This window comes from Muribaculum intestinale (genome assembly GCF_002201515.1).
In the GTDB taxonomy this organism is placed as follows: Bacteria; Bacteroidota; Bacteroidia; order Bacteroidales; family Muribaculaceae; genus Muribaculum; species Muribaculum intestinale.
The window spans coordinates 3145094-3161074 of record NZ_CP021421.1 but is presented as its reverse complement, the minus strand read 5'-3'; the positions used below and the strand labels follow the sequence as shown (position 1 = coordinate 3161074).

The 15981-nt window shown below is 47.2% G+C and carries 14 protein-coding genes; 3 read left to right on the top strand and 11 right to left on the bottom strand.

Translation table 11 applies throughout. The annotated features are described in order from the left end of the window. Positions 1-91 precede the first annotated feature (91 nt). The 3 genes from ADH68_RS13065 to ADH68_RS13055 are packed head-to-tail and all read left to right on the top strand — an operon-like array spanning position 92 to position 4492. Positions 92-1567 carry a tetratricopeptide repeat protein gene (locus tag ADH68_RS13065; RefSeq protein ID WP_068960441.1) on the top strand — a complete coding sequence of 492 codons (1476 nt, stop codon included), beginning with the start codon at positions 92-94 and terminating at the stop codon, positions 1565-1567. A 26-nt stretch (positions 1568-1593) separates the two neighbouring features. Continuing rightward, a complete protein-coding gene (locus ADH68_RS13060) occupies positions 1594-3609 on the top strand; it encodes a putative porin (RefSeq protein WP_157755901.1) in 2016 nt (671 codons plus the stop codon). A 55-nt stretch (positions 3610-3664) separates the two neighbouring features. Then, positions 3665-4492, top strand: coding sequence for a transporter substrate-binding domain-containing protein (locus ADH68_RS13055; RefSeq protein WP_068960443.1), 828 nt, complete (start codon positions 3665-3667; stop codon positions 4490-4492). Here ADH68_RS13055 and ADH68_RS13050 read toward each other — a convergent pair. From ADH68_RS13050 to clpX, 11 genes are all read right to left on the bottom strand, one after another. Further along, a complete protein-coding gene (locus ADH68_RS13050) occupies positions 4489-5634 on the bottom strand; it encodes a GDSL-type esterase/lipase family protein (protein ID WP_068960444.1) in 1146 nt (381 codons plus the stop codon). The two genes, ADH68_RS13055 and ADH68_RS13050, sit on opposite strands and share 4 nt — an antisense overlap. Next, positions 5631-5897: a hypothetical protein gene (locus ADH68_RS13045; protein WP_068960445.1), complete on the bottom strand. Its 267-nt coding sequence runs from the start codon at positions 5895-5897 to the stop codon at positions 5631-5633. Before ADH68_RS13045 ends, ADH68_RS13050 begins: the two co-directional genes overlap by 4 nt. A gap of 604 nt (positions 5898-6501) precedes the next feature. Then, a complete protein-coding gene (locus tag ADH68_RS13040; protein WP_084273977.1) occupies positions 6502-7938 on the bottom strand; it encodes an alpha-amylase family glycosyl hydrolase in 1437 nt (478 codons plus the stop codon). A 139-nt stretch (positions 7939-8077) separates the two neighbouring features. Beyond that, the gene (locus ADH68_RS13035) at positions 8078-8749 is read right to left on the bottom strand and encodes a cell division ATP-binding protein FtsE (protein ID WP_068962021.1); all 672 of its coding nucleotides are present in this window, start codon (positions 8747-8749) and stop codon (positions 8078-8080) included. Between the two features lie 17 nt (positions 8750-8766). Beyond that, positions 8767-9366 (bottom strand): bifunctional phosphoribosyl-AMP cyclohydrolase/phosphoribosyl-ATP diphosphatase HisIE, encoded by a 600-nt coding sequence (hisIE, locus tag ADH68_RS13030; RefSeq protein WP_068960447.1) that lies wholly within the window; start codon positions 9364-9366, stop codon positions 8767-8769. Next, positions 9354-10118 carry an imidazole glycerol phosphate synthase subunit HisF gene (hisF, locus tag ADH68_RS13025; RefSeq protein ID WP_068960448.1) on the bottom strand — a complete coding sequence of 255 codons (765 nt, stop codon included), beginning with the start codon at positions 10116-10118 and terminating at the stop codon, positions 9354-9356. The genes hisIE and hisF overlap by 13 nt, the downstream gene beginning before the upstream one ends. Then, on the bottom strand, positions 10112-10843 hold the full coding sequence (locus ADH68_RS13020; RefSeq protein WP_068960449.1) for a 1-(5-phosphoribosyl)-5-[(5-phosphoribosylamino)methylideneamino]imidazole-4-carboxamide isomerase: 732 nt from the start codon (positions 10841-10843) through the stop codon (positions 10112-10114). Before ADH68_RS13020 ends, hisF begins: the two co-directional genes overlap by 7 nt. Before the next feature lie 6 nt (positions 10844-10849). Continuing rightward, entirely contained in the window at positions 10850-11440 is a 591-nt protein-coding gene (gene hisH, locus ADH68_RS13015) for an imidazole glycerol phosphate synthase subunit HisH (RefSeq protein WP_068960450.1), read from the bottom strand. A 51-nt stretch (positions 11441-11491) separates the two neighbouring features. After that, positions 11492-12361, bottom strand: a complete 870-nt coding sequence (gene purU, locus ADH68_RS13010; protein ID WP_255201339.1) for a formyltetrahydrofolate deformylase — start codon at positions 12359-12361, stop codon at positions 11492-11494. 93 nt (positions 12362-12454) lie between these two features. Beyond that, a complete protein-coding gene (gene recQ / locus ADH68_RS13005) occupies positions 12455-14638 on the bottom strand; it encodes a DNA helicase RecQ (RefSeq protein WP_068960451.1) in 2184 nt (727 codons plus the stop codon). Positions 14639-14730: 92 nt separating this feature from the next. After that, positions 14731-15981, bottom strand: a complete 1251-nt coding sequence (gene clpX / locus ADH68_RS13000) for an ATP-dependent Clp protease ATP-binding subunit ClpX (RefSeq protein ID WP_068960452.1) — start codon at positions 15979-15981, stop codon at positions 14731-14733.

The window sequence follows — 15981 nt, the reverse complement described above, 5'->3', positions numbered from 1 at the left end:
TCCGTTTATACGGTATATACTCTATAACGTGACAGCACACCCTGTATAGCTTTGTGTGTGCTGTCACGATAACCATTTATCCCCTTGTTTCATGGATCAGGAGCAGAAACGCAGAGAAAATCTCTACAGGAAGTTTCGCGAGTTGGCTTCGTCGGGCGAGATTCCGTCAAACTTCGATGAAAACGACCTTGTGGATATTTATGACTACGCCAACGATAGTTATGACGAGGCCGTGCAGTTGCAGGTCATTTTTGCAGCTGTAAGATATTTCCCTGACAGTGACGAACTGATGCAGCGGCGGGCTTATTTCCTGCTTGAAAATCTGTCGATGAGCGACTCTGCGATATCCATTGCCGAAAGCCACAGGAATACAGGCACTCTGTGGGATTTGCTTGTGTTGCGAGTGAAACGTCCTGTAGGTCAGGATGCGGCTGACGCCATGTCGGATATCCTCAATCGTTATGGCGACTATGATGACGAAACTATAATACAGCTCGTGACAACATTCTCCGAACTTGGGCTGCTCGACTGGCTTAAGGAACACAAAAATCTTATACAGCAACGCTGTATGTATAAGGATACATTCTTGTATGAGCTCGCCCAGGAGGTGGAAGAACAGGGAGACTATCACTTTGCCATCAAACTGCTCGATGAGCTTACCGGAATGGAGCCGTTCAACTCTACATACTGGCACATGCTCTCACAGGAATATCTTAATGTCGATGATTATGAGAATGCTCTCGGGTCTATCGAATATGCTGTGGCTCTTAATCCGGATTCCGCTTCCATACTCACCACGAAAGCTCAGATTCTCTTCGACATGAAGAAGGATACACAGGAAGCCTACAGGATGATGCGTGAGGTTGTGGCCCGGGACAATGAGTACACTCCTTCACTCTTTACTCTTGCTGCTATGCTTGCAATAGACGGGAGTGAGGAAGAGTCGGCAAGTCTGCTTGAAAAGTATCTTGCCGAACATCCGGCAGAGCGAGAAGCCGTAGAACATATACTTAAACTCGGCGACTCTTTGCGCAATCTGCGTGTACTGCGGCAATATCTGCCAAACTCAGGAATGAACAGTGACGAATGGACTGCATGGGCCCGTGGATTTTATGAAAGAGGCCAATGGCAGTCTGCTGCCGACATTCTTCTCACATGGTTGTATGTAAAGGGGATGTCGGATGACTGGAATATTCTGGTTGAGTCGCTTTACCGACAGAAAAGAGTAGGGGAGATTGCTCAGCTTTATCGGGAATATCTGCTTAAAATTGATGATCCACAGAGCACCAATATATCTTTCATGACATATCTGTTGCTGATACTTGCGCTTTTACGCGCCGGACAGCAGGGCGTGGCTCAGAACATGGCTGGCTATCTCCTTTCGGTTAATGTGAATATTGTGGATTCTCTTGAACAGAGAATGCAGCTTATCGGTGCTCAGAGTATCATACGTTCGATGCAGGATGTCCTTCTTGGTGACGAACATGTCGACATCGATTCCATTGATCCATTTATCACTTCTGCCGTGGATGGCAAAACATCCGGCAATGACACTGTGCCTGAATGAATATAAAAACATCAATATTATTCTTTATGACACTGGCCACGGGTAGCGGAGTCTATGCCCAGACTCCACTCAGACCCGACGCACCGGCGCATATACCGACACACGCTCCATCGGGAGATGTTCTTCCGGAGCAGGAGACAACTCCGGCTGAGGAAGTCACGGCCGAACCTTATGCCTGGAAAATCCTCCCTCCTCTCGGATTGAGAGAGCCTTCCACTATTGATACTCTCTATGTTAATTATGCGCAGCGATTTGTTCCGTCATTAGTGACTGATGCGTATGGGACAACCGGCAACTTCGGCGCTCCGGGCCGCACGTTGCTCTACTTCGAGCGCGAGCCCATGAGCGATTTTTTCTTTACCGATGCTCTAAGATACTGGAAACCGTCGCTGGCAGGTATGAAATTCTATAATACGCGCATTCCGATGACTCTTCTGTCATATAATAATGCGGGAGGAAAGGAGAACGCACAGGACCGTTTGCATGGGATATTCTCAGGCAATGTGGATGCTCACGGACAGGTTGGAGCCATGATTGATTACCTATACTCAAAGGGTTGCTACGACTATCAGGCGACAAAACATCTCAACTGGGGATTTTCCGGATCGTATATAGGTGACAGGTATGAGTTTCAGGGATTTTTCAACCACTGGAATATGCTTAATATGGAAAACGGTGGTATAACTGATGATTTATATATCACCGACCCCGCACAGCTTCAGGGCGGACAGGCTTCTATTCAGCCCAAAGCAATCCCTACCAATCTTACAGGTGCATTCAACCGTGTGAGCGGCGCGCAACTATATCTCAACAATACATACAATGTCGGGTTTTGGAAGGAAGAGGAGGTTGACGATACTACAACGGTGAGAACATATGTGCCTGTGACGCGTTTTGTATGGACTTTAGACTATCAGAAAGGACGGCATACTTTCCGCGACACACAGGCTTCCGATACTGAATTCTGGAAGAACACATATCTTTATCCCGACGAATCAAATGACCGCACGAACTATTGGTCGCTGTCAAATACGTTGGGTGTGCAGCTTATTGAGGAGTTCAATAAATTTGCCAAGTTTGGTCTGTCTGCATTTGTCACTCACCAGATACGCAACTACAAGCAGACAACGGATACAATCGACCGTGTCGTTCCGCTCCCTGACGGATTATCCCCTTATCCTGTAGGCAAGGTTCCCGGAAGTCATAGTGAGAATCTCCTATGGGTCGGAGGACAGTTGACCAAACAGCGCGGATCGATTCTGACGTATGATGCGACTGCTCGGTTCGGACTGATCGGACCGGCAGTGGGAGACCTTGAGATTGACGGACGGGTCAATACTCGGTTCCCTCTTTTCGGAGACTCAGTGAGCATTACCGGCTATGGGCGTTTCCGCAATGTGGCGGCTCCGTATCTGATGAATCATTATGTTTCCAACCATTTCATTTGGGATAATGATTTCGGAAAGACTCGTTCGTTGCGGTTAGGTGGAATTCTCAACATTCCTCACACGCGTACATATATAAATGCCGGGGTAGAGAATGTACAGAATCTTATATATTTCGGACCTGATTGTCTGCCGGTTCAGGCCGGAGGGAGTGTGCAGGTAGTCAGTGCGTCTCTTCATCAGGATTTTAAGTTTGGCCCTCTTGTATGGCAGAATCGCGTGACACTCCAGACCTCATCGGACGAAACTGTGATACCGTTGCCCAAACTTGCAGTATATTCCAATCTGTCGCTTAACTTCAAAGTGGCCGGAGTGCTTCATGTGCAGCTTGGCGTTGATTGTGACTATTATACGAAGTATAAGTCAATCGATTATCAGCCGGCCACCATGACATTCTACAATCAGCGCACAATAGACGTCGGCGGTTATCCGCTTATGAATGCATTTGCCAACATGAAGTTGTCGAAAGTGCGTTTCTATGTGATGATGAGCCATGTAAACCAGGGTATGATGGGCGACAACTACTTCTCGCTTCCTCATTACCCCATCAATCCACGCCGATTTCAGATGGGATTATCGGTCGACTTCCCCAACTAATCTCAAGTGCGGATTGTTGTTACTCTATGAGGCCATTGGATAAAAATGTATTGTCATGGAACTGATGCCTAAGAAAGGGAACGGAATACTTTATGCGACATTGATGCTGTTTGTACTGCTTGGTATGTATGGCCTTCGGCGTTGTGCTGTCGACAATAATCATAGTAGCGCGGAAATACGTCCTTCAGGGGCTGATACGATTGATGTCGCTATTGAATATACGCCGCTTGTCTGCTACACATATGGCGATACTCTTGGTGGCTTGCACTACGATATGTTGCGCGATATTGCCTCGCGTCATGGACTTGTGGTAAAGTTTCATCCTGTCACATCGTTTGAGAAGAGTCTGCCGCTTATTCATGACAGTATCGTAGACCTTTTGGTAGCCGATCTTCCTATGACAGCTGAATTTCGCCAACGTTACCGTTTTTTGGAACCGGTGGTGGTGGATCGTCAGGTCCTCGTACAGTTGCGCGATTCTGTAAAAGGGCATGGAGCTGTGCGTAACCCCCTTGATCTCGGAGGCGATACAATATGGATTGCCGCCGGCTCTTCGGTAGAGAGTCGTATAAAAAGTCTTGGCCGGGAAATCGGTGATACCATATATGTTAAGTCAGAAAGTGATTACGGCCCGGAACAACTTGCTATAATGACAGCTCTTGGTGAAATACAGGGGGCGGTAATCAGTCGCAGGGTAGCTCAGGAGATTGCCGGAGATTACCCTCAGCTTGATGTGGTTACCGAAGTCTCGTTCAACCAGTTCCAGTCGTGGATTTCTGCACACCGTTACTCCGCTCTTGCCGATTCTCTTGATTCGTGGATAAAATCATATAAGGGCACTCCGGATTACGACAACCTGCTGAAGCGCTATGGCGCTTTTTAGGGCCGCTTCAGGAGGTGTGCTTTTATAGCGCGCGCCATAAGCATAGTCCCACGTGGATTAGGATGGTCGTTGGGTGCGTATACGTGGGCTTCCTCCCCTTTGAATACATCAGTCAGAGATATTACGCTCATATGGTTGTCAATAGCGGTAGTATTGATTCTTTCACACATTTGTTCGTAGTATCCTTTGTTTTCAAATCCCCATGAAAGTGTCTGAGGTGTTTCCTGCATATATGGTTCGATTACAAGATATATTTCAGGGAGAGCCGGTAGCATGCTGAGTGTATCTACGAGAGATTGATAGTCTGCCGTAAATTCACTGTTGAAATTTTCCCAATTGTACGATTTGCAGTCATTGACTTCGAGGGCGATTATTACTATGTCGGGATTGAAGTCGATTACATTGCGCATGGCAGTGTGTATTATATAGCCGAACGGACGTCCTGCATCCGTGCCATTCCGAAGCATTGTCGCACAGCTGACTCCGAAATTACCGACCACATATTCCCGGCCCGGGAGTGTCTGAAGTTGTGCCGGATAGCTCTGAGTGGAGAAGTCATCGGTGCCAACGCCTTCGGTCATGCTGTCTCCGATACATGCTACCCGGATTGGGCGCAGGTTATGTTGGCCATACAGACATTTGTATATAAATTCAGCTATCGGATATGGATTGCCGATGCCAAGTGGATGATGGCCGGAATGTGACCTGACGACTGATTTTAACGGCATATCCCATCGCCGGTATGTATCCTTGATTATTTTTCCGTTACGCTCGTATGGAACTATTGTATCGGCACCTCCTGACAGCAGCAACACCGGGATTTTGTTGTCAACAAGTATCGAAATATTACATGCGGCATTTTCTGCTGACCCTGGGGGCGGCAAAGAGTCCTGACTCCACTTGGTAGTCACATCGTTCCACCAATCGACGTTGCGCCGCAGTTCATTGATATCAACAAGTGGATTGTCAAGCAGTAAGGCTCCTATGTGTTTGGGATATGTCTGTGCGAAACGTAATGAATAATATCCCCCGCGGCCCAGTCCCTCCATCACAACCTTGTCCATGAGGCCATGCTCTATGGCGTAGTCAAAGAACTCCTTTCCTGCGCGGAGCGATGACGGACGCGCCCATTCATCTGTCACATTATATAAGCGATATGATATCCTTGCTCCAGCATAGCGATATCAATCGACGGAAAGGCATCGAAAAAGGCCGGTCGCCATATCCACGGATTTCCGGGGAGCGGATTGTCGGGAACTATCATTATTGCGCTACGGCCGGCAATTGTGAAATCATATCTGTCGGCTCCGTGCCACACACTTTTGGCTCCATGCCATTCTGCAGATAATACAATATTTGCAAATGACGCGACAGCTGTCGCCAATAGTATAAATAATCGTTTCATCTATGATAACTTTTGCTTTTGCAAAGATAATTGTAATGACCCAATATCTACAAGTGTTTGATGTCGTAGATACAAAAAAAATAAGACTACCTCACGGCACCCTTATTTCTCGCTTGTTGCTTGTTGAATATCTATTCTGTCTTTATTGGAAAGTTACGTATGAAAAAGTATTCTGTTTACCTTTTTGTTGGTGTTGTTTCGTGGATGTCAGATTTCTTAGTTAGCTAAGAAGATTTGTTCAATCGGGAGGTTTATTTCCCTCTTGCATTGCAAAGGTAATAAATTGTTTTGTACTATCAATGGCCCCTGCTATATGTTTAACAACATATTTTGGCAATATGTAGGGTAATAGTGGGTACTATTGCTTAAATTTGATAATGAATGTGGTGTATAATTGTGAAAAGTTAATATAGATAGGCATAAAGTGAAAATCATTAAATACGTAAAAAAAAGTTAAAATGCAATCTGCTCTGACCTTATGATACAAAAAGCAGTCCTATCTATACTCAGATAGGACTGCATGCTATCATTTTGCTATGATTTCCGGCTCAAACGAGGTGTGATAATTTTGAAGTTATGCGATTGAAATCATAGTGTATTGCTTTCAATTGCCATAGATAATACATGATGACATTGAAAGGATAGTTCCGGAAATAAGTCCATCGCTCACGTTGAAGCCTAAGCCATGTACATTGTCGGTGTATGTCCCTTTGGCAAGAGATGTGGGAAGATTCACCTGCTGTGGTTCGTCCGAAATATTTATCAGTATAATGCCTTTATTCCCACGTTCGACAGCAATTACAGCACCATTGTCAGTGGCTGATATCTGTTCTGACTGACCATGCATTGCATGGCGGAAGTGGTTGGCGGCAACAACTTCCGGATTAAAAAACTCATCGTTGCCACGGGCCCCGATGCGGTTATTGCCCCAATAATTCTGGCGGGTAGAACCCATCGGACGGCTGAAGAAAAGCGGGGTGCCATATTGTCGCGCCACAAGAAATACATATCCCTGGCGAATCTGGTCATCCTCAAGATCTGCTGATTCATGTTCGTTTGCATATGTGTCATGCGACTCAACCCATGTCACAAGTCGGGCCGGTGGCGCGGGATTCATCCATTGTGCAAGTGAATCGGCAAAGTAGTTTCCCTCGGAGAGTACATGTCGGAGGGCATGGCCGTAGTTGCTTGCAGTTACGCCCATATACTCGGCATAATCGGCTTCACGTACATTTTTGTCCTGAAGCACTTCTCCGTATATAAACAAGCTGTCGGCAGGCATTGCGAGAGAAAGTCCCTGCACACTTTCACGTCCGGTGGCAATGTCCCAGAAGTTATTGCGTTCAGACAATGAATCGCGCGGGTCATCGGGTAGTCCGATATGTTTGGCGGTATCGTATCGGAAACCTCTGGCACCACAGGCGAGAAGATCGTTGACATACTGCAGGTAGTAATGTTGGAACCCGGGATTTTCAGTATTGACATCGGGTAGTCCTCCCATCATTCCTGTGGTACATTCGTATCTGTCGTTCCACTGATGGATATTGTTGAATCCGTTGGCATGGAAAAGTTTGTCATGGCCTCCCGCTGCACTGTCAAGATCGGCTGTAACCGCACTGTGGTCTACTGCTGTATGATTGGGAAGAACATCGACAATCACTTTTACACCATACTTGGCTGCGCTGTCACACATGTTTTTAAACTGCTGACGTGTGCCAAGAAGATGATTGCCGATTTTCCAGTCGATTGGCTGGTAATAATAATACCATTTGCCTTTCACAGAATCGCCTTCTTCACTGAATAGAGCCATGCCGCCCTGCTCGCCGATGAAACATGTGTTGGCCGGGGAGGTCTGTACATAGTCAAATCCGGCGTCTGCAATGGCTTTCATATTTGCGGCAATAGTGTCGAATGACCATGACCACGCATGAAGAATAGCCCCGTCGCATGTAGGTACTTCGTTTGTTTCGGGCTTGCATCCTATGACACTGCCGGCAATCATTATCCCTACTGTCGGGAACAATAGAAAGTTTTTCATCATAATAATTTGGTTAAGTTTATCTTTAGAATACTTGTATGGCTATTTATAAATCGGTCTGACTGCCGTGAAAATAAATCATGCAGACTCCCATATGCCGATGTGTATATGAGAGTCTATACGATACGATATGCCCCGTATTTCAGAATGATGTTATACGTTTGTCGTGGCAACGCAGAAGCCTGGCCGGAAATTGCTCTACTAAAGCGAGATTATGTGTAGCCATTATTACCGCTGTACCTTCAGCGGCAATCTGGTGCAGGAAGGCTACAATCTGTTCTCCGGTAGCGGGGTCAAGGTTGCCGGTTGGCTCGTCGGCAAGAATAAGCCTGGGCTTGTTCAGAAGTGCACGGGCTATAACTATTCGTTGTTGCTCTCCTCCGGATAATTCGTGAGGCATTTTGTAGCTTTTGTTGAGCATCCCTACTTCTTTCAATACCTGTTCGATACGTTCGTCCATGTCTGCCTTGATCTTCCAGCCTGTAGCCTGAAGTACAAAAAGAAGATTGTTGTAGACCGAACGGTCGGTAAGTAACTGAAAGTCTTGGAATACTATGCCGATTTCTCGGCGAAGCATCGGCACATCCTTGCGTTTTATAGCCGTCAGATTATATCCGAGTACATCGGCATCACCTTTTATAATGGGAATGTCGGCATACATCGATTTCATAAGACTGCTCTTGCCGCTGCCAACCTTTCCGATTATATATAGGAATTCGCCTGCCTTTACCTCAAGATCAATGTCCTTAAGTACAATCAGTTCTTTGCGATGGAGTTCTACACCCTTATAGGATACTAATACCGATTCTTCCATAGGCATTTGTCGACCGGTTATTCTTTATGGCGCTTTTGTAGTTCGGCTGCAAGATGCTCGATACGCAGTCCTTTGGATGTGAGAAGTACAATCAGATGGTATATGAGATCGGATGCTTCATATACAAGACCGTCGATAGTGCCGTTAGTGGCTTCGATGACAGTCTCTACCGCTTCTTCTCCGACTTTCTGTGCCATGCGGTTTATCCCTTTCTTGAAAAGCGAGGTTGTATATGAGCCTTCCGGCATTTCATCATGACGACGGTCTATGAAGTCCTGGAGATATCGTAGGAATTCGATGCCCATAATATTGGGTGTGCCGAAGCATGTGTCAGTGCCTTTATGGCATACCGGACCCACCGGCTTTACTTTTATGAGGAGTGTGTCGTGATCACAGTCTTCTTCGATGCTTATTACATTGAGGAAATTGCCGCTCTCCTCTCCTTTTGTCCACAATCTGTTTTTGGTGCGGCTGAAGAACGTTACTTTGCCTGTTTCAAGTGTCTTGCTATAGGCTTCATCGTTCATAAAACCAAGCATTAGCACATTTTTGGTAGCGTCATCCTGGATTATTGCGGGAATCAAACCGCCTAATTTATTATAGTTCAGTTCTGACATAGTCTTACAGGAATATTATTTTGAGAAAGATAATTTTTTAGTTCAGGGATAGATACTTCTCCAAAATGGAAAATACTTGCGGCAAGTGCGGCATCGGCATGTCCGGTGGAGAATACGTCGACAAAGTGACTCATGTCTCCGGCGCCACCCGATGCTATAACAGGGATGGTGAGTTTTGACATCAGTTCGGCCAACGCCTCGCAGGCGAAGCCTGTTTTTACTCCGTCGTGATTCATTGATGTAAACAGAATTTCACCGGCACCACGTTCCTGGGCTTCATGCGCCCATTCGAAAAGAGTGCGGTCTGTCGGTTTACGGCCACCGTTGAGATAACACCGCCATTTGCCATCGTCAAAACGGGCGTCAATGGCTGCGACACACACCTGGCATCCGAAGCGTGAAGCAATACCGTCGATAAGTCCCGGATTGCGCAATGCAGCCGAGTTGACCGATACTTTATCGGCTCCGGCATCCAACAGCCTGGCCACATCATCGACAGCACTTATGCCTCCACCTACGGTAAACGGTATATTTACATTTTCGGCAACCCGTCTTACAAGGTCGATGAATGTTCCTCGTCCTTCATGGGACGCTGTAATGTCAAGGTATACCAGCTCGTCTGCACCATTCTCGCTATACTGCTGACCGAGAACCACAGGATCTCCTGCGTCGCGGAAGTTGACGAAGTTGACACCCTTCACTGTCTTTCCCTCCTTGACATCGAGGCAAGGGATTATTCTTTTGGCTAACATGACGATAGGTTGATACGTGATATATCGGAGAGTGAGATACGTCCTTCATATATGGCTTTGCCTACTATGACAGCCGGTACACCGGCGGCGTCAAGCATTGCGATGTCTGATATCGAGCCTACGCCGCCGCTGGCTACAAGCCACAACTCAGGTAATATGTCGAGTATACGTCGGTATAGGCTGACCGCCGGCCCCTCAAGGGTCCCGTCGACACTTATTTCGGTAGATATGACCCGTCGTATGCCGTGACTGGCATATCCTTCAATAAACGGTACAATATCACGGTCGGATGTCGCAGTCCATCCCTCGGCGGCGATTTTACCGCCGCGGGCATCTGCACCCAATATTATGCGGTCGGGGCCATAAGTATCAAGCCAGCGAAGAAATGTGTCGGGACACCGTACGGCGATACTGCCTCCGGTCACCATAGCTGCGCCGCTTTCGAATGCGATGCGCAGGTCATCATCGCTTTTCAGCCCTCCGCCGAAATCAATGGTGAGTGGTGTGCGCGAAGCCACCTGCTCCAATGTGCGGTGATTGACAATATGATTGCTCTTCGCGCCATCGAGGTCCACAAGATGCAGACTGCGGCAACCGGCATCGACAAAACGCTTTGCCATGTCGACCGGGTCGTCGGAATATACTTTGGAGGTGGAGTACTCGCCACGTGTGAGTCTGACGCATTTGCCTCCGATAATATCTATGGCAGGAATAATCTCAATCATAAGCAATCACAAGTTAAGAAAGTGAGAGAGTAGGCAAGTGCCGGCGGCTCCGCTCTTTTCGGGATGGAACTGTACGGCATAGAAGTTGTCGCGATGCATAGCGGCGCTCCACGGACCACAATAATCGGTTATTGCGGCTGTATCAGAGTTTACAGGTACGACATAGCTGTGCACATAATAGAAATATTGCCCGTCGAGCATCTCCGGTACGGGGCCGTCGGGAGCCGTAACGGTTACTGTGTCCCAGCCGGTATGAGGTATCTTGAAATTATGCTCGGTGGATACGAGGCGTCTTACGTCCGCGTCAAATATCCCGAGGCAGTCAACATCTCCCTCCTCGGAATGGCGGCACATCAGTTGCTGTCCGATACATATGCCTAACACCGGATTTGTGAGGTTGCAAAGCACACGGTCGAGGCCTGTGCTACGAAGATGGTGCATGGCAGCGGCGGCCTCGCCAACGCCGGGGAAAATTACCTTGTCGGCAGAACGCAAGGTCTTCTCGTCGGCAGTCAGTACAAACTCAACGCCGAGACGGTTGAGTGCACACTCTACGGAAAATACATTTCCGGCGTTATATCTTACTACTGCTATCATGAATCGTGTCCGATTGAGTATAATTGGGAGTGTCTGACTGCAATCAGCAAATCAGCTGAATACTACAGTCTTGTTGTTGTAAGTGAGAATCTTTCTCTGGATATGTTTCTCGACTGCTCTCGACAGCACTATTTTTTCAAGGTCACGACCTTTTTTTACCAAATCGTCAATCGTATCCTTATGTGTTATGCGCGTGATGTCCTGTTCGATAATCGGACCTGCATCAAGATCGGTAGTCACATAATGAGAGGTGGCCCCAATAAGTTTCACTCCTCTGTCGTAAGCGGCATGATAAGGTTTGGCTCCAACGAAAGCCGGGAGGAAGGAATGGTGTATGTTTATAATGTGGTGGGGGTAATGGCTGATGAAGTCGGAAGAGAGCACCTGCATGTAGCGAGCGAGTACTATGAAGTCGACATTGAGCTCACGCAGGAGCGCCATTTCGGCTGCTTCCATCTGCTCTTTGTTGTCCTTTGTGATGTGGAATACTTCATATCTTATGCCAAACTGTCGTGCCACCTTTTCCATATCGGGATGGTTTGATATGATGACCGGGACTTCAACATCCCATTCACCGGCTACAACGCGTGCGAGGATGTCATAAAGGCAATGCGACATTTTGCTTACAAAGATGGCCATGCGTTGTTTCTGTGACGAGAACTTCAGAGAATACATCAACTCATAGCGCTTTGCATATAGGGTGTTGAAATAGTCGCTTATCTTCTCTTTGGGGATGATAAATCCGTCAAGGTCCCATTCAACACGCATATAGAAAATCCCGTTGGCTTTATCAACATACTGGTCAAGGTACATGATATTGCCGCCGTTTACGGTGATGAAATCGGTTATCACCGCTATGATTCCCGGCTGGTCGGGGCAATTCATAAGCAGAATTGCTGTATCTTTTTCTTTCTTTTCCACGGGTTTCGTATTGTTTTATCGGCAAAGATAGTAAATTTATATCAAAATGCAAATAGACGGCACGTCGATGCCGTCTATTTGCATTTTGATATATCAGTTGCCGAGCTCTGACAGGAACTTGATGCGCACCAGTCTGATTTCCTCTTCGCTGTACTCATTGCCGAGTTCATCGATAGCAGCTTCAAGGTCATCGCTCTCGCTCTCCTTGAAATATTCGAAAATGTCGGTCTGACGGTCGTCATCCATTATCTCGTCAAGGAAATAATTGATGTTTATCTTTGTGCCTGAGTATACGATGGCTTCAACTTCGTCAAGAAGTTCGGAGAATTCGAGTCCTTTGCTTTCGGCAAGAGAGTCGAGCCCGATTTTGCGGTCAATGCCTTGGATGATTGAGATTTTTAATTTGCTTTTGTTTGCGACACTGCGCACACGTAAATCCTCGGGACGTTCAATCTCGTTTTCCTCGACATGGGCCTTTATCACTTTCAGGAAATCCTCGCCATAGCGTTTTGCCTTTCCGGCTCCTACGCCCGGTATATTCTGAAGTTCATCGATTGTGATGGGATATGTAGTGGCCATTGCCTCGAGTGAGGGATCCTGGAATATCACGTAGGGAGGAAGTTCGAGGCGTTTGGCCATCTTCTTTCTCAAATCCTTAAGGATATTGTATAATTCAGGATCGACTGCGCAGGCTGCGCCGCTTTTCATTACCTGTTCTTCCTCCTCTTCGCTGAAGTCATTGTCTTCAACTACTTTGAAGGATGTAGGTTTTTTGTAGTACGCCTTGCCTTTTGCGGTCAGTTTCAGTATGCCGAAATTCTCGATATCGCGGTCGAGATATCCTGCAATCTGTGCCTGACGGATAATTGTAGAAAGTGTACGTGAATCACTGCCCTGCATACAGCCGAATACTTCAAGCTCGTCCTGGGCATCGGTCTTGACAGTCGAGGTGTTTTTCCCGAGCATAACATCAATAATCTGCTCGGGCTTGAATTTTTCTTTCAGTGCGCTGACGGTTTCAATTACGGCGCAAAGTTCATCTTTAGCTTCCACGAGTTTCTTTGGGTTTAAACAGTTATCACAGTTCCCGCAGTTTTCTTCAGTGTATTTTTCACCGAAGTAGAGCAACAACAGTTTCCTTCTGCACAGTGACGACTCCGCATATGCCGCAGTCTCAAGCAACAGCTGTCGGCCTATTTCCTGCTCGGCCAACGGCTTGCCCTGCATGAATTTCTCCATTTTCTGGAGATCCTTATGCATATAGAATGCAATGCATTTGCCTTCTCCGCCGTCGCGCCCTGCACGTCCGGTCTCTTGGTAATATCCTTCAAGAGATTTCGGTATGTCATAGTGAATGACAAATCTTACGTCGGGCTTGTCGATTCCCATGCCGAACGCTATAGTAGCGACAATTACATCGACTTTCTCAAGCAGAAACGCATCCTGGTTGGCGGCTCTTGTGCTCTGGTCGAGTCCGGCATGGTAGGGGAGGGCACGGATGTTGTTAAGGCGAAGTATTTCCGCAAGCTCTTCGACTTTCTTACGGCTCAGACAGTATATAATGCCGCTTTTCCCGGGTTGCTGCTTGATAAAGCGTATTATATCCCGGTCGATTGTCGAGGTTTTGGGCCTCACTTCGTAATAAAGGTTGGTGCGGTTGAACGACGATTTGAAGAGTGTGGCGTTCTGCATGCCGAGATTCTTCTGTATGTCGTGCTGAACTTTTGGGGTCGCAGTTGCCGTCAACGCAATTACCGGACGTGGACAGATTTCATTGATTATAGGCCTGATACGCCGATATTCGGGACGGAAGTCATGGCCCCACTCCGATATGCAGTGAGCTTCGTCGACTGCGTAGAAAGAAATGGGTACTGTTTTTAGAAATTCAATATTGTCTTCTTTTGTAAGAGATTCGGGCGCAACGTACAGCAGCTTTGTCTTGCCGGAAAGGATATCGGCCTTTACTTCTTCTATGGCTGCTTTTGACAGTGATGAATTCAGGAAGTGGGCTATGGTGTCGACCTCGCTGAAGCTGCGCATCGCATCCACCTGATTTTTCATCAGGGCAATCAGTGGCGAAATCACAATCGCGGTCCCCGGCATCAGTAATGCCGGCAGTTGGTAGCATAATGATTTGCCGCCGCCGGTGGGCATAAGCACAAATGTGTCGTTCCCCTCCATCAGAGAGGTGATAATGGCTTCCTGGTTGCCTTTGAATGTGTCAAATCCAAAATGCTTTTTCAGCTCATCGGTGAGGAAGGACGACTTGTTTGGCATGGCAGTGATTGGGATTTATGCGCCGAATCTTGGCGAAATTAGAATTTTATTTGATTGTCTCGTATATATCTGAAATTTTATCGTTGCTGCGTTTATTTTGCATCTGAATGTGCGGCTTCAAAGTTGGCTTTTTCAAGCTGCTCTAATGCATATTCACGCGTTACGGTAAATGATTGGTCGTCGGATGACGGAATCTCGAACATGCTGTCAATCATTATTGTCTCTACAATCGACCGCAGACCTCGCGCTCCGAGTTTATATTCAATAGCCTTGTCGACAATGAGTTCCAGAGCGGCATCGTCGAAAGAAAGCTCTACACCGTCCATAGCGAATAGCTTCTGGTACTGGCGTACAATTGCATTTTTCGGTTCGGTTAGCACGCGTCGCAGAGCTTCGCGGTCAAGAGGCTCAAGATTTGTGAGGATAGGGAGTCGACCTATAATCTCGGGGATGAGACCAAAAGATTTCAAATCCTGCGGCATCACATATTTCAGATAATTTTCGCGTTTTATGCGCTGGCGCCCCTGGTCGGTCGAATATCCTACAACATGAGTGTTGAGGCGGTGGGCTATTTTCTGCTCGATTCCGTCAAAAGCGCCTCCGCAGATAAACAGAATGTTCTTCGTGTTGACGGGAATCATACGCTGCTCGGGGTGTTTTCTTCCTCCTTGTGGCGGCACATTGACAACCGAACCTTCAAGGAGCTTGAGAAGTCCCTGCTGCACTCCTTCCCCACTTACGTCACGGGTGATTGAGGGATTGTCGCCCTTGCGGGCTATTTTGTCGATTTCATCTATGAATACAATCCCTTTTTCAGCTTTTGCCACGTCATAGTCGGCAACCTGAAGCAGGCGCGTAAGCAGACTCTCGATATCTTCGCCCACGTAGCCTGCCTGAGTCAGGACAGTGGCATCGACAATAGTGAACGGTACGTTGAGCAATCGTGCAATTGTCTTGGCAAGAAGTGTCTTGCCGGTACCTGTAGGTCCGACAAGAATTATGTTGCTTTTTTCGATGTCGATATCGTCAGCATCCTGTGCAAGGCGTTTGTAATGGTTGTATACGGCTACTGACAGGTATTTTTTCGCATCGTCCTGACCGATTACGTATTGGTCAAGGAATGCGCGTATTTCCTTGGGCTTGGGTATATCGTCGAGTTTTGTCTCGCTGCTGTCGCCGGATGATGATTGTTCGTTTCTCAACTCTTTTATCATCTGCTCCATGGCGTCGACACAGTCGGTGCAGATATACGTGCCGGAATTAGTGGCCGAAGGTATCATACCTTCAGTCATGTCGGCCGGCCGGCCGCAGAATGAGCATACCGGTGTTGATTTTTTTGCCAT

Bases quoted from the DNA above. Each gene is read 5' to 3' on its own strand.
- ADH68_RS13065 (WP_068960441.1), top strand. From the start codon at position 92: ATGGATCAGGAGCAGAAACGCAGAGAAAATCTCTACAGGAAGTTTCGC.
- ADH68_RS13060 (WP_157755901.1), top strand. From the start codon at position 1,594: ATGACACTGGCCACGGGTAGCGGAGTCTATGCCCAGACTCCACTCAGA.
- ADH68_RS13055 (WP_068960443.1), top strand. From the start codon at position 3,665: ATGGAACTGATGCCTAAGAAAGGGAACGGAATACTTTATGCGACATTG.
- ADH68_RS13045 (WP_068960445.1), bottom strand. From the start codon at position 5,897: ATGAAACGATTATTTATACTATTGGCGACAGCTGTCGCGTCATTTGCA.
- ADH68_RS13040 (WP_084273977.1), bottom strand. From the start codon at position 7,938: ATGATGAAAAACTTTCTATTGTTCCCGACAGTAGGGATAATGATTGCC.
- ADH68_RS13035 (WP_068962021.1), bottom strand. From the start codon at position 8,749: ATGGAAGAATCGGTATTAGTATCCTATAAGGGTGTAGAACTCCATCGC.
- hisIE (WP_068960447.1), bottom strand. From the start codon at position 9,366: ATGTCAGAACTGAACTATAATAAATTAGGCGGTTTGATTCCCGCAATA.
- hisF (WP_068960448.1), bottom strand. From the start codon at position 10,118: ATGTTAGCCAAAAGAATAATCCCTTGCCTCGATGTCAAGGAGGGAAAG.
- ADH68_RS13020 (WP_068960449.1), bottom strand. From the start codon at position 10,843: ATGATTGAGATTATTCCTGCCATAGATATTATCGGAGGCAAATGCGTC.
- hisH (WP_068960450.1), bottom strand. From the start codon at position 11,440: ATGATAGCAGTAGTAAGATATAACGCCGGAAATGTATTTTCCGTAGAG.
- recQ (WP_068960451.1), bottom strand. From the start codon at position 14,638: ATGCCAAACAAGTCGTCCTTCCTCACCGATGAGCTGAAAAAGCATTTT.
- clpX (WP_068960452.1), bottom strand. From the start codon at position 15,981: ATGGCAAAAAAATCAACACCGGTATGCTCATTCTGCGGCCGGCCGGCC.